This is a genomic window from Sphingomonas sp. (assembly GCA_019635535.1).
Lineage (GTDB): Bacteria > Pseudomonadota > Alphaproteobacteria > Sphingomonadales > Sphingomonadaceae > Allosphingosinicella.
In genome coordinates, this window is sequence record JAHBZH010000001.1 from 2,411,547 (window position 1) to 2,424,448 (window position 12,902).

At 66.5% G+C, this 12,902-nt stretch carries 13 protein-coding genes; 9 read left to right on the forward strand and 4 right to left on the reverse strand.

From position 1 onward, the window contains the following. Window positions 1–5: 5 nt before the first annotated feature. Window positions 6–2,021: a conjugal transfer protein TraG gene (locus tag KF780_12470; protein ID MBX3562611.1), complete on the reverse strand. Its 2,016-nt coding sequence runs from the start codon at window positions 2,019–2,021 to the stop codon at window positions 6–8. 237 nt (window positions 2,022–2,258) lie between these two features. Between KF780_12470 and KF780_12475 the strand changes: the two genes are divergently transcribed. Both KF780_12475 and KF780_12480 read left to right on the forward strand, forming a co-directional pair. Continuing rightward, window positions 2,259–3,323, forward strand: a complete 1,065-nt coding sequence (locus KF780_12475) for a hypothetical protein (protein ID MBX3562612.1) — start codon at window positions 2,259–2,261, stop codon at window positions 3,321–3,323. A gap of 78 nt (window positions 3,324–3,401) precedes the next feature. Next, entirely contained in the window at window positions 3,402–4,160 is a 759-nt protein-coding gene (locus tag KF780_12480) for a hypothetical protein (protein MBX3562613.1), read from the forward strand. Window positions 4,161–4,257: 97 nt separating this feature from the next. On the opposite strand, the gene KF780_12485 is transcribed toward KF780_12480, so the two are convergent. From KF780_12485 to KF780_12495, 3 genes are all read right to left on the reverse strand, one after another. Beyond that, window positions 4,258–6,222, reverse strand: a complete 1,965-nt coding sequence (locus KF780_12485) for a relaxase/mobilization nuclease and DUF3363 domain-containing protein (GenBank protein ID MBX3562614.1) — start codon at window positions 6,220–6,222, stop codon at window positions 4,258–4,260. Window positions 6,223–6,477: 255 nt separating this feature from the next. Further along, a complete protein-coding gene (locus KF780_12490; protein ID MBX3562615.1) occupies window positions 6,478–7,233 on the reverse strand; it encodes a hypothetical protein in 756 nt (251 codons plus the stop codon). Beyond that, complete coding sequence (locus KF780_12495; GenBank protein MBX3562616.1) at window positions 7,227–8,243, reverse strand: hypothetical protein; 1,017 nt, start codon at window positions 8,241–8,243, stop codon at window positions 7,227–7,229. Before KF780_12495 ends, KF780_12490 begins: the two co-directional genes overlap by 7 nt. 186 nt (window positions 8,244–8,429) lie before the next feature. Between KF780_12495 and KF780_12500 the strand changes: the two genes are divergently transcribed. The 7 genes from KF780_12500 (at window position 8,430) to KF780_12530 (ending at window position 12,878) form a co-directional block, all read left to right on the forward strand. Then, entirely contained in the window at window positions 8,430–8,627 is a 198-nt protein-coding gene (locus KF780_12500; GenBank protein ID MBX3562617.1) for a hypothetical protein, read from the forward strand. Next, the gene (locus KF780_12505; protein ID MBX3562618.1) at window positions 8,605–8,985 is read left to right on the forward strand and encodes a hypothetical protein; all 381 of its coding nucleotides are present in this window, start codon (window positions 8,605–8,607) and stop codon (window positions 8,983–8,985) included. The genes KF780_12500 and KF780_12505 overlap by 23 nt, the downstream gene beginning before the upstream one ends. A 3-nt stretch (window positions 8,986–8,988) precedes the next feature. After that, window positions 8,989–9,519 carry a hypothetical protein gene (locus tag KF780_12510; GenBank protein ID MBX3562619.1) on the forward strand — a complete coding sequence of 177 codons (531 nt, stop codon included), beginning with the start codon at window positions 8,989–8,991 and terminating at the stop codon, window positions 9,517–9,519. Then, window positions 9,431–10,348 (forward strand): ThiF family adenylyltransferase, encoded by a 918-nt coding sequence (locus tag KF780_12515; protein MBX3562620.1) that lies wholly within the window; start codon window positions 9,431–9,433, stop codon window positions 10,346–10,348. The genes KF780_12510 and KF780_12515 overlap by 89 nt, the downstream gene beginning before the upstream one ends. Continuing rightward, the gene (locus tag KF780_12520) at window positions 10,345–11,295 is read left to right on the forward strand and encodes a hypothetical protein (GenBank protein MBX3562621.1); all 951 of its coding nucleotides are present in this window, start codon (window positions 10,345–10,347) and stop codon (window positions 11,293–11,295) included. Before KF780_12515 ends, KF780_12520 begins: the two co-directional genes overlap by 4 nt. Then, on the forward strand, window positions 11,295–12,128 hold the full coding sequence (locus KF780_12525) for a hypothetical protein (GenBank protein ID MBX3562622.1): 834 nt from the start codon (window positions 11,295–11,297) through the stop codon (window positions 12,126–12,128). Before KF780_12520 ends, KF780_12525 begins: the two co-directional genes overlap by 1 nt. Before the next feature lie 111 nt (window positions 12,129–12,239). Continuing rightward, window positions 12,240–12,878, forward strand: coding sequence for a hypothetical protein (locus KF780_12530; GenBank protein MBX3562623.1), 639 nt, complete (start codon window positions 12,240–12,242; stop codon window positions 12,876–12,878). Window positions 12,879–12,902 lie beyond the last annotated feature (24 nt).

A 12,902-nucleotide genomic window follows, 5' to 3' on the forward strand; every position in this document is an offset into this window, starting at 1 on the left:
CCGCCTCAGAAGCTCGGCATCAGGTCGCCGCCGCGACCCGCGCCCTCGTTGACCGCATGGGCGGCGAGCACGGGCGACAGCTGCCGCAGCCGCCCCATCATCCGCGCCTCCGCGGCGCCGTCCGCCTCCTCCTCGCCGAGCCCGAGCGGGTCGGCCGGCTCGACGCGGGCCGCCGGAACCTCCTTGTGCGGCAGGCCGGGATGCCGCTCCTGCCGAAGCCCTTCCCCGCCGTCGCCGCCCTCCTCTTCCGCCTCCGCGGCCCTGATCTCGGCTTGCGCGCGAAGGCCGGCCCAGTCGTGCGGGCGGGACGGCGGGCGGTCGCCGTAGGAACCCTCGCCGAGCGCCGGCGCGGCGACGACCCGCCGGACGAAGCGCCGGTCCTCGAAATAGCGCAGCTTCTTAGCCCGGATCGGCGAGAGGCCCGAGACGAGCACCAGCTCGTCGGCCGGCGGCAGCTGCATCACCTCGCCCTGGGTCAGCAAAGGCCGCGAGGTTTCCTGGCGGCTGACCATGACATGGGCGAGCCAGGGCGCGAGCCTGTGCCCGGCATAGTTGCGCATCGCGCGCTGCTCGGTCGCGGTGCCGAGCGCGTCCGAGATGCGCTTGGCCGTCCGCTCGTCATTGGTCGCAAAGGCGACCCGGACATGGCAATTGTCGAGGATCGAATTGTTGTCGCCATAAGCCTTGGCGATCTGGTTGAGACTCTGGGCGATCAGGAAGGCGCGGATGCCGTAGCCGGCCATGAAGGCCAGAGCGGTCTCGAAGAAATCCAGCCGCCCCAGCGCCGGGAACTCGTCGAGCATCAGCAGCAGCCGGCGGCGCGGAGCGCCGCCGGTATCATGCAGCCGCTCGGTCAGGCGCCGGCCGATCTGGTTCAAGACGAGGCGCACCAGCGGCTTGGTCCGCGAGATGTCCGAAGGCGGCACGACCAGATAGAGCGAGACCGGGCGCTCGGCGAAGAGCAGGTCGTCGATCCGCCAGTCGCAGTCCGAGGTGACCGCCGCCACGGTCGGGTCACGATAGAGGCCGAGGAACGACATCGCCGTCGAGAGCACGCCCGAGCGCTCACTCTCCGACTTGTTCAGCACCTCGCGCGCCGCCGAGGCGACGACGGGATGGACGCCGTCCGGCCCCAGATGCGGCGCCGTCATCATCGCGCGAAGCGTCGCGACGAACGAACGCGTCGGATCGGAGAGAAAGGTCGCGACCCGCGCGAGCGTCTTCTCCTCCTCGGCGTAGAGAATGTGGAGGATCGCGCCGACGAGCAAAGAGTGCGACGTCTTCTCCCAATGGTTGCGCCGCTCGAGCGCCCCTTCCGGATCGACAAGGATGTCGGCGATGTTCTGGACGTCGCGCACCTCGTGCGCGCCGCGGCGCACCTCGAGCAGAGGATTGTAGCGCGCCGAGCGCGCGTCGGTCGGGTTGAACAGCAGGCAGTGCGAGAATCGCGAGCGCCAGCCGGCGGTCAGCTCCCAATTCTCGCCCTTGATGTCATGGACCACGGCCGAGCCGGTCCAGGAGAGCAGGGTCGGCACGACCAGCCCGACGCCCTTGCCGCTCCGCGTCGGCGCGAAGGCCATGACATGCTCGGGGCCGTCATGGCGAAGATAGGCGCCGCGAAGCGATCCCAGGAACAGGCCGGCGTCGCCGAACAGCCCCGCATCGCGCACCTCGCGCTCGGTCGCCCAGCGCGCCGAGCCGTAGGTGGTGACGTGAGAGGACTGGCGCGCCCGCCACAGCGAGCCGGCGACCGCGGCGGCGCACCCGAGAAACCCGCTCGCCCCGGCCAGCGCCCCGGCCCGGTCGAACACCCAAGGCGCATAGGCCTCGTAATGATACCACCAGGCGAACAGCGCCCAGGGCCGATAGAAAGGCAGGCCGCCCAAGGTGAACCAGGGCATGCCGAGCTGCGGCTGATGGCCGAGCATCGAGGCCGCCCATTGGGTCGCCGCCCACACGCCCAGCACGATGATGGCGAGGACGACGAGAATCTGACCGATCAGCAGCTTGGTGGGTGTCATTCGGGAGCTCCCCAGCCGGCGTAAGCGCGGGCCTCAGGAGAGATCGGACATGGGGCCGAGTCGGCGACAGTGCGCCTTCGACGCACGAAGCATCTGCCTGGCGAATCGGGTGCGGCATCCTCCCGTGCGGAAGCAAGTCGCCGTTAACAGGGCATGTCGGTCATGGCCGATGGGGCGGCAAGGCGCCGGCTCTTTTGGAGATGGACCTTCCAGTGGCCGTCTGCCTAGATTCTCGACATGCGTATAGAGCGCACGGGCAAGGTCGAGCCCCTAACACCTCAGGTGATAAGATTCCTGACCCAGGCGCTGGGCGGCGTATCGCTCGACGACTCGCAGTCGCCTGAGGCGATGAGGATCGACTACAGCTGTATGCGCGGCCTGCTGGCGGTGGAACTCAAGACCTTCGAAGAGCCGGGAACCGAACGTCTCGACAATCTCGCCGACCAGCTTCGCGCCCGCGACGACTGGCCCATGTTCCTTGGCTCGGCCCCGATGCAGTCCTTCATCAAGAACATGGACGACCCGGAGGGTGTCCAGAGGCGCGTCCTGGACCGCATCGGCCGGGGCATCATCAACCACTTGAAGAAGGCGAACCGGCAGCTCGAGGCGCACCGACGCGGCTTTCCTCGCCGCAACATGGTGCGCCTGCTTCTGCTCGTGAACGAGGATCACGAGATCTACGATCCGCACACGGTGAGCTACATCCTGTGGCACGCCGTTCGGCGCAGGGACGGTGATCGCGCTCTGTACGAGCATGTCGACGGAATCATGTTCCTCACCCAGCGGCACGCCACCGTAAGAAGCGGCAAGCTGACCTATCCGATCGTCACGATCGAAGGCATGGGTTGCCACGACCACCCATGGAAGGGAGATGTCCTCGACCTGGTCGCCCGGCGCTGGGCGACGAGAAACGGCTATGACGAGGTCGAGTCGGGGTCGGTCGAGGAATTCACGACGATCGACCACATTCCCGAGGTAGCGCCGCGCCATGAGCGCTGGCGCACGGAGTATAAAAGACGGCCCTATCTAAGCCGTCTCAGCAAGGAGGAACTCCGCGATCGGTTCGACGAGGTGGCGGTGCTTTCCGCTTTGTCGATGCTCAAGAACTCGCCGCTCAGGCTGACGCAAGAACAAGGCCTCTCCGTCATCCGCCAGTTCGGTGACTTCATGCAGGAGCTGGGCGATCGCGGGATTCCGATCACGGAATTCCAGCAGACCGACGAGCGGGAGGCGGCAGCCGCTCGCCGGCTCGGTTTGCCGAAGAATGTCATTGATTGGCTCGCCAGCATGAAGCGGCGCTAGCCGCCGGACGTTGACGCAAGGCAGCGCTCGGCGTCATGGGACTGGATATTAGGCGCCAACCAGCGAGCAGGAACCCTCATGGCCCCGCCGATCCGAGTCCTCATTCCCGGCGACAGCCAACAGTCCGAGGCGCTCGGGCTCGCCTTGGCCTACGCACAGGAGATCGCGAAGAAGGCCGACGCGCCGAACGTCCTGCTCGTGACGCATACCAAGGACCAGCTGCGGCATACGGGCCTGGCCGCGAACCTGGGGGAGAATGCGGCCAAGGCGCTCCTTGCTGGACGCGGTGTTTCGCTCTCGTCCGGCGCGATCCTTCGTCACGGCACGCTCGCGACACTGCGCTATTCTTCGGGCAATCCGGTCGTCATCGCTTATTATGCTGACGACAAGCTTCTCGACTTCGTCGACGGCCTGGCCGGCGTAAAGGGCGTGGTGGCCGTGCCGTGGGTACCCGGCGAAGCCGATCAGTGGCGCGAGCGCTGGACGCCGATCGTCCATGGCGAGGAGAAACAGGCGCCGGCCGCGATCCTCGACGATCCGGTCGTCGAAACCGCGCTTCGCTCGGTGTCGGGGATCATCAATCTGTCGCATTCGCTGCTCCAGTCCCGCGACAGGGAATGGGTGGACGACGTACTTCGCATTCTGCGGGCGAAGGGCCATTCGCTCGATGCCGCAAAGATCAGGAACTGGGCGATCCGCAACGGCTGGAAACCCGGCGCTGCCGACGATCTGGCCAAGCTCGTGCGCAAGATCGCGGGGATGAAGACGCGGCCGCGCCTGGCGGCCATCCCCAACGCCGCCGATCGCTACGCGCGGTGGAAGGGCGGCAAAGAGTAAAGCTCGCAAAGGGATATCGGGGTCGGCCGGGCAGTTGCCGACGCGGCCCCGGCAGGCCGATCGGAAAAGGACGCACCGTTGGCGGGCGCCAGCCGGTTCAGCGCTCGACCCCCCGCGCCCGTCCAATGGTCCAGCTGATGCCGCCGTCCCGCCGCAACGTGCCCGACACCTGCCGCCCGAACGCCCGAGCGAGCACCGGGCGCCACGGCACGAGCGAGAACTCCCGGCCGTTCTCGATCATCGCGAAGCGTCCCGACGCGAGGTCCAGCCGCCGCCGGACGACGCCTTCGACCCGCACGCCTTCGGCCGGCTCGGCGAATGCGAGCCCGGTCTCGCCGGAGATCGCGCCCGCGACGCGAAGCAGCTCGCGGCGCTGCAGCACCGCGATCGCGTCCGGGCGGCACCGGAAGCCCCCGTCCGCTTCGAACGCCAGCTCCTGCTCGACGAGCCAGGCGCGCCGGACGGCGAGCGCCGACCCGACCTCCCGTCCGAACCCGGCGTCGCTGAGCGGCTCGCCCGCTGCCGACACAAGCTGCCGGTCGAGCCAGGTGGCGCCATGGAACCTGGAAAGGCGCTCCAGCGGCACCGCGGACAGCAATTCGACCTCCACCGGGTTCCGCCGCGCGAGCCGGGCCTCGTGGCGCGAAGCGAGCGCGGCATAATCCTCCGGGATCGACCACGTCCCGTCCCCGTCCCGCTCGACGCCGCCGACGCTGCGCCTGATCGCCTCGAGGCGGCGGACGTGCGCCTCGGCGAAGGCCGCGCCGGCGCCGGGCTCATGAGCGAGGTGGAGATCGACGTCGTAGCGCCCGCCGCTCGCCGCGGCGACCTCGGCGATCCTTCGATCGACAGAACGGGCGTCCGCCGAACGCGGAGAGATGCGGACGATCGCGCCGACCGGCAGCGGTTCGGTCGCATCGCCCGCGCCGATGTCGACATAGTGGCTCCGTCCGTCGATCCCGTCGAGGATCAGATAGTGACGGTCTCTGAGCTCGTCGGCCAGCCCGCGCTCCACCACCCGCCCGCAGAGGCTCCCGCTCTCGCCGGGCCGGTGGACGATCCGGTCGGCCGGGGAGCGCTCGACTCCCGCCGCGCCAAGCGCCCGCTGCATCGTGCGGATGATGTCGCCGCGCTCGCCGAGCTCACGCAGCGTGGGCTCCAACTCCCCGGCGAGCCGCCACCGACCCCCGCCGACATCGTCGGCAAGGCCCAGAGCGCGCAGCTTCCTCAGCCGCCCGACCCTCACCGCCTGATCGAACATGTCGCGGCCCGCGGCCGTCACCGACCGGTCCGGCGCCATCTCCCGCAGCAGCCGCCGGTCGAGCGAGGTCAGCCGCTCGGCGTCCACCTCCAGCCGCAGCCGCCGCGCGATCTCGAAATCGGTCCTTGGCCCCAAGTCGAGCGAGACGAGCTCGGCCACGCGCTCGCGCATCCCGCGCGCGATATATTCGGGGGCGATGACGAGGTTCCCGCCGCGATCGTCGCGGCCGCGCAGCATCATGTGCGTGTGCGGGTGCATCGTGTCGACATGATCGGCCGCCACCCAGTCGAGCGAGGTGCCGAGATCCTGCTCCATCCGCGCCATGAAGCGCCGGACGAGCGGGCGAAGATCGTCATATTCGGCGCCGTCCTCGGCCGAGACGATGAACCGGAACTGGTGCCGGTCGCCCTCGCAGCGAGAGAGGAACGCCTTGCCGTCGGCATCGTCCGACCCGGCCGAATAGAGCCGCCCGGCCTCCCCGTCGCGGGTCACGCCGTCCCGCTGGATGTAGCGCAGATGCGCCCGCGCCGCCGCCAGCCCCTTGCCGCCCATCCGCACGAGCCGCGTCTTGACGATGGCCCGGCGCGCCCGGAGCCCGCCGAACCGGTCCCGACCGGCGAGCGCCCGCCCGACCGCGCTGCCGCGGCCGATCCGGCTCCCGTCGAAGTGGCGCCGCGCGCCGCGCTTCAGGCCCCCGGCGCGCGCGGCGGCGGCCAGCACGCCATGGAGATATTTCCTGCCGCGCGGCGAGCCGGCGGTTCGCATCCGCCCCAGTCGTGGTTCGAACTCGTCGTCGAGCATGGCGAGCGGTCCCGCATCAAACGCGCGACAAGCCTGCCACCTCGAGGCGCCGCCGCCGAGCGCCTCTCCGGCGAACCATGCCTCCTTCTTCGCATCGCTTGTGCGAGGCTCACGCCGGTTTACGAATTGGTCGAAACCTCCCGCATGACGGAAGAAAACGGCGCGTTCGTAAACCGGTTGCACCCTCAAGGATCGAAACGGGCGTCAGCGATCCGTGTCGTGCCCCCTTTCTTGGCCGGGCGGCGATCCGGCGCCTCAGAGGGCGTAGGCCGCCTTGAGGCGCTCGATCACCGTCTCGCGGGTCATGGCAACACCGAATTTTCCGGGGTCGTAGTCTTCGGCGCCGTCGAGCGCCGCGACGAATGCCGACATGTCGGCGCGGACCTTGTCGGGCACCTCGTAGCGCGCGTCGGCCGGCAGCAGCTGGAGAAGGCGCGCGACATCGTTGCGATGCTTCTTCACGTCCTTTTCGTCGACCCGGTCGCCTGCCTCGCGGCGCTGGCCGAGATCGATCCAGGCTCGCGCCTTGAAAGGTATGATCGCGGCTTCGCCGAGAACGGGGACGCCGCCGACGTCGCGGACCATCGATTTCAGGAACGCATAATAATCCTCGTCGAGGAGGATCGCTGACAGACTGGCGGCCTCTTCGCCGATCGGAAGCGGCGTGAACGCGCTCCCATCCGCCAGGACGAGGCCTTCCGGATTGCGCGAGAACAATTCGAGCATCGCCGGAAAATCGGGCTTGGCCGGCTTCTGGAAGCGGTAGAGGATGCGCTCGTCCTCGCTTCGCTCCCGGATCTCATATCCGCCCTCCTCGACGAAGGCCCAGAACCGCTCGGAGAAGGCGGGATCCAGCGCTTCCACGATGAGCACGATGTCGAGGTCCTTGGTCGCCCGGAACGCGAGCCCGACCTCGTCCATGAGCAGCTCGCAGGCGGCTCCGCCGATCAGGACATATTGGTGATCGTGTCCGGCGAAATGTTCCCGGAAGCGGTCGACTCCCGCTACCATCCGAACGGCTCCAACAGTTGCTCCGCCGCCTGTGCGACGCGCTCGTCCGGGTCGTGCCGGACGCTCAGGTATAGCGACAGCGGATCGACGACGCCGTCGCGCGCCAGCACGGCCGGGTCATAGCTCCAGGTCTCCAGTTCGATGACCCCTTCATCGAACGCCGAGGCCGCTGCATCGTCGAGCTGCGGGGCGAGCTCCTTCCAGCGCGCCGCGGCGATCGCCCGCCGTTCGATCCGCGGCTCGGCGAGCATCGTATGATAAGCGAGCGCGCTTTGCCCCGCGCGCGGCGCGACCTGATCGACGAGCGCGCCACGAACCCGGCGCACCTTGCGCACCGGCGACTGAAGCCGGTCCCTGACCCGCTCCCAGAGGTCCCGCCCCTGGAAGAGGAGATGCAGGCGGCGCTGCCGCCCGACGAAGTGCGCCTTGGCGAGCTGCAGCGCTTCGAGCTCGTCCGCCGCCCGGCTCATGCTCATGACTGCAACGTGAAGCCGCTCGGCCAATGCGGTCAGGTTCGCCTCGTCGAGCGGCTCTCCCAGCAAGGCCGCGAGAATGACGAGCTGCGCGGTCGGCGTGATCTGGTCGCCCGGCCGGGCGACAGCCCGCACCCCACGCTCGCGCAGGTCGATCAGCGCCTCCGGGATGTAGAGCTGGTTGCCCGGCGAGAGGAAGGCGATCCTGCGCTCCACCATCTGCCGGCGAATGGCCGCCGGCGCCTGTTCGAGTAGAAGGACGACAAGCTGTACGTCGAGCTCGCGGCGCAGGAGCTCGCGATGCTTCAGGAAGTCCGCCGTAAAGCCCATGCCCGGACGCCAGTTCTTCCATGCGGCCAGCAGCACGGTCTGCCCGAGCAGATTGCCCTGCCACAACCGATATCGGTCGAGCAGGAAGTGGGGCAGATTCCTTGGCGCCACCGGTTCGAGGTCAAGGCGCAGGCCGAAGGCCGACTGCACATAGGCCTCGGCTGCCTTGGCTTCTGCACCATCCAGAGTCGGATCCGTCTCTAACATTGGTTGCATCGTCTAACAATGGTACTGTTAAATGTCAAGGCAATGTTAGATAACCCCCTCCGCCAGAATGGGTGCCTCGACAGGCGGTCCTCAGGGATGCCGCGGCCGGCAAAGCCATCGGCGCTAATACAACTGTGCAGTTGCGTAGTTATGGCAATCGTGCGATAAGGTGACAAGGAGATCGCCATGGCGAAGCCAACCATTTGGGAACTGGAACAAATCCTCGAATCGGAGGAGGACACGCCGATCGAAATCCTGCCCAATGGCGAGATCCGAGCGCAGGGAAAGGGCTCTTCCGAACTCGGCGGCCGCAAGCCGCTCACCATGCGGGAGGACCTCGGCGGGGAGTATGGAGGGGGCGATGGATCTCGCGCGCGTTCGTAGGGAAATTGCCGAAGCACAAGGCCAATTCTCCTACGTCGAATCCCACCCGACGGCGAGCGGGAGCCTCTACGTTCTCGCGGCGATGCAGACCTCGCAGGGGCGCATCTACACGCTCGCGATCACCTTTCCGGACAGCTATCCCTACGCCCAGCCCCATGTCGTCGTTCGCCAGCCGGCCATCCGATCGGACTCGCCACACCGCTTCGCCGACGGCAAGATCTGCTACATCCACCACTCGATGTGGAATCCGGGGCGGCACACCCTGACCACCGTCCTCATGCGGGCCGCGAAATGGCTTTCCAAATATGAAGTCTGGCTGACGACGGGTCGGTGGCCCGGCGCGCAGATAGCGCATTAGGCGATGCCTCTCAATTTCCAGCCGCTCTCGATGATGGAGCTCCGCGGCGCCCCCGGCGAGGTGCTCGATCGGGTCGCCCAGAATGGCGAGGCCTTCATCATCGAGCGCAGCGGACATCGCATGGCCTGCCTGGTGCCGCTATCCTCCTTCATGCCCGATATTCAGCCTGCCCGGCTGGCGCGCGAGTTCGAGCAGCTTCAGCTGCAGAAGGAATGGTATTCGCCGTCGATCAACGACGAGCGCGAGCTGGAAGTGCATTTCCGGGAAGAGGGCGCCGAGCAGAGCATCAAGCTGACGATTCAATTGCCGCACGGCTACCCGAGCGCCTGCCCGAAGGTCTTTGCGACCCCCGTCCCCGACGGCTGCCCTCACCGCTGGCAGGACGGTTCGCTCTGCATCTTCGGCGCCATGGAAATGTGGAATCCGGGCCAGCACGATCTGTCCAATGTGCTGCGCCTCGCCCGACGATGGCTCGCCAACTTCGCCACCTGGCAGCGCACTGGCGAGTGGGGTGAGGAGACGAACGGTGAGTGAGAGACTCTTTGCACGCATCGCGCCGCTGTTCGACGTCGGCGCGCTGTCCGAGGCGCGCGTGCTCGTCGCCGGATGCGGCTCGGGGGGCGGCAGCGTCGCCCTCCAGCTGACCATGTCGGGCATCCACAACTTCACGCTGGCCGATAATGACGAGCTCGAGCCGGAAAATGTCATCCGGCACGTCTGCGGGCTGCGCCATGTCGGTGAGCGAAAGGTCGACGCCCTTGCCGATGTTCTGGTTGATCGGAACCCGAATGTGTCGATCAAGCGCCTCGACGTCGACTTGATGACTTATGACGAGCTCGAACAGGAAGTCGGCGATGCGACCGTTGTTATCCTCGCGACCGACAATGAGCCCACCCGCTATCGCATCAATGAGATCTGCGTCGCGAAGGGGGTGCCGTTCGTGGTCGGCAGGGTGTTCACGAGGGGAATCGGCGGGGAGGTCTTCGCCTATCGGCCGGGCCGGGGCGGTTGCCTCGCCTGCCTCGAAGGCTATCTGCAGCGCACCATTTATCGGGAGGGCGTGCGCGAGATCGACTTGGTTTCGGAGGAAGAGCGCGAGCGGATGTACGGGATGGAGATTCCGGAGATCAAGGACTCGCCGGGCCTGAACGTCGATATCTCCTTCATCACGGCCTTTCACTCCCGCTTCGCGCTCGACCTGATCGCCGAAAGCCTGGCGGCGCGGCCGGCCTTCCTCCCCGAGATTGCCGAAAATTATGTGGTCTGGGGCAATCGTCCAATTCCGCCCTTCACCAAGAACTTCCAACTGCAGCGCATCTCGCTCCAGCCGCAGGAGGGCTGCCTAATATGTGGAGGAGCATGATGGCATCGCGCAATGTCGAGGTCACCGTCCCGCGGGCTGCACTCGAGGCGATCTATGACGAGTGCGATCGCTACGACCATGACGAAACCGGTGGGCGCCTTCTCGGCACCTTCGCGGTCGGCCGGCGCGGTAAGCTGAGCGTCGAGATCACTGGAATCATCGAGCCGGGACCGGCCGCCAGACGCACGCCCACCAGCTTCTTTCAGGATGGCGAATATCAGGAGCGGGTGTTTCGCAATCTGGAGGACGGGTACCCCGAGATCGAGCATCTCGGCAATTGGCATACCCATCATGTGAACGGCTATCCGACTCTGAGCAGCGGCGACCGGCAGACCTATCACCGCATCGTCAATCACGAACTCCACAATAGCGACTTCTTTTACGCGCTGCTGGTCACGGCACGGAATGCGGGCGGCAAGGGCGGCGAACGATATCAGACGAAGCATTTCATCTTCCGGCGCGGTCAGCCCGGCGACCAAGAAGTGCCGGCCTCGGCTGTGAAGATCGTGGATCGTCCGATCGTCTGGCCGGTCTCGCCGCCGCCGTCGCGACAGGAAACGGATCGCGCCGCCTCTCCGGCGCCGTCGTCCGACCAGCGCGCCCGAGACAATGAATTCTTCCGGGATTTTCAGCCGAGCTTCCGGCCGTTCCAGGCCAAGGCCAGCGGCAATATCTACTGGCGCGGTCAACTGGCCCTGATCAACGAGACGTCGATCGAGGTCGTCATCGCTGAGATGGATGACGATGAGCGGCGCGGCCGCTACGGCGCGCTCTTCAAGGGCGAGGTGTCTGACAAGAGCCAGTTCGCCCAGGCGCTGCCGAAGATGCGCTTCCGCTCGGCCATCGATGCCTGCCTAACGATCGAGAGCGCGCTGAACCGCGAAATCTACCGCGCATGCGAGGCGGACCTCCAGGCTGTCCGCGGGCGGCGCCGAGGAGACCGCTGATGGACATCGTCACCTTCTATGTCGGGCAAGGCGACATGGCCGCCGTGAGGCACAATGGGGAAGCGATCATCGTCGACTCCCATTATCCGGATTGCCTGGAAGGGGGCCAGGCGAAGATCGAGGCTGACCTCTCGCGAGTTCTCGCCTACCATCATGTCGCCGGCCTGGTCCTGACCGGCTTCGATGCCGACCATTGCCATCCTCACGGCGTCGAGATGATCCTCTCCAATCACCAGCCTGATTGGGTCATGTATCCGAAATATTATAAGGAGACCGACTGCGCGAGCGAGGTCTTCCGGATCATTGATCGTCACGTCCGGAAACGGGCCCAGACCTACCGGCCGCTCCGCCGCGTCTCAGTCCGGCTCGATCGCTTCGACCACCGCATCCTTAATGACCTGTGCGCTCAGTTCGATTTCGAGCTCTTCTCGCCGCACATGGAGGATTGCGACAATTCCAACAATTCGAGCATCGTGCTCCGGGTGACGGGAATCGGCGGCAAGGGATTCTCGTTCCTCATCACCGGCGACACGGAAAACGGGCGCTGGGAGCGGATCAACAAGATCTTCGGCTCCTACCTCCGATCGGACGTGCTCTCCGCTCCACACCACGGTTCGAAGAGCGGCGCGCATCCCGAGACGATCCTGCTGGTCGAGCCGAACACAGTCCTGATCAGCGCCGGTGTCGATAATCAATATGATCATCCCGATCCGCAAGCGGTTGGGGCCTACCGCGCAGTGGCGAAGCACGTCTTCGCAACCAACGTGGAAGGGGGCGTCTCGCTGCTCACGAGGCGAAGCGGCGGCGACTTTGAGACGCTTCTGGCGCGGTGAGCGCCCGATGCGCGCCTCACGGCTGCGGTGGCATAGGCCGATTGGGGGATTGATATGAAAGACTGGTTCCCCTTCACCGATTACGAATTCTACGCCTATCTCGCGGCAGGCATGCTCCTGATCGCGGCGGTCGATTATTCAGTCGCGGGCGCGGTCCTGGTCAGCCGGACCGAATGGTCGCTCGTCAGCGGCGTGTTTTGGGCGATCGTCGCCTATCTGACCGGACAGATCTGCGCAGCGCCGTCCGCCGGCCTCCTCGAGCATCTCGTCGCGCGCCGCTGGCTTACGATTCCGGCCGACATCCAGCTCGGGCTGCGCGAGCGCAACGGAATTGAGCGCCTGCTGGCGGCGATTTTCGCGCAACGCGAATATTCACCGTTGCGTGAGGCCATCAGCGCTAAGGCATTGGATCGGGCCGCGCGTCAGCTCGGCGAGCTGGTCGACGATCTCGACGGCGAGACCGTGTATCAGGCCGCGTTCCATGCCGCGCGCACGGTTCCCGACACGGCGACCCGGCTCACCGCCTTCATGAATCAATATGGCCTCGGCCGGAACATCGCCTTCGTCGGCCTGATCGCGACGTTACTGCTTGCCTATCGGCAAATCACCGATCCGACCCAACAGGGTCCGTGGCTGATCGCCGGCGCGATCTTCCTCACCATCGGGATGTTCGGGCGCTTCTTCAAATTCTATGCGGCGTATTCCTGCGATGTGCTGCGCACCTATGCGACCCACCCTGAACCCAAATGAGGGACATCGGGCAGCGCCCGGCTG

Bases quoted from the DNA above. Each gene is read 5' to 3' on its own strand.
- KF780_12470 (MBX3562611.1), bottom strand. From the start codon at position 2,021: ATGACACCCACCAAGCTGCTGATCGGTCAGATTCTCGTCGTCCTCGCC.
- KF780_12475 (MBX3562612.1), top strand. From the start codon at position 2,259: ATGCGTATAGAGCGCACGGGCAAGGTCGAGCCCCTAACACCTCAGGTG.
- KF780_12480 (MBX3562613.1), top strand. From the start codon at position 3,402: ATGGCCCCGCCGATCCGAGTCCTCATTCCCGGCGACAGCCAACAGTCC.
- KF780_12485 (MBX3562614.1), bottom strand. From the start codon at position 6,222: ATGCTCGACGACGAGTTCGAACCACGACTGGGGCGGATGCGAACCGCC.
- KF780_12490 (MBX3562615.1), bottom strand. From the start codon at position 7,233: ATGGTAGCGGGAGTCGACCGCTTCCGGGAACATTTCGCCGGACACGAT.
- KF780_12495 (MBX3562616.1), bottom strand. From the start codon at position 8,243: ATGTTAGAGACGGATCCGACTCTGGATGGTGCAGAAGCCAAGGCAGCC.
- KF780_12500 (MBX3562617.1), top strand. From the start codon at position 8,430: ATGGCGAAGCCAACCATTTGGGAACTGGAACAAATCCTCGAATCGGAG.
- KF780_12505 (MBX3562618.1), top strand. From the start codon at position 8,605: ATGGATCTCGCGCGCGTTCGTAGGGAAATTGCCGAAGCACAAGGCCAA.
- KF780_12510 (MBX3562619.1), top strand. From the start codon at position 8,989: ATGCCTCTCAATTTCCAGCCGCTCTCGATGATGGAGCTCCGCGGCGCC.
- KF780_12515 (MBX3562620.1), top strand. From the start codon at position 9,431: ATGTGCTGCGCCTCGCCCGACGATGGCTCGCCAACTTCGCCACCTGGC.
- KF780_12520 (MBX3562621.1), top strand. From the start codon at position 10,345: ATGATGGCATCGCGCAATGTCGAGGTCACCGTCCCGCGGGCTGCACTC.
- KF780_12525 (MBX3562622.1), top strand. From the start codon at position 11,295: ATGGACATCGTCACCTTCTATGTCGGGCAAGGCGACATGGCCGCCGTG.
- KF780_12530 (MBX3562623.1), top strand. From the start codon at position 12,240: ATGCTCCTGATCGCGGCGGTCGATTATTCAGTCGCGGGCGCGGTCCTG.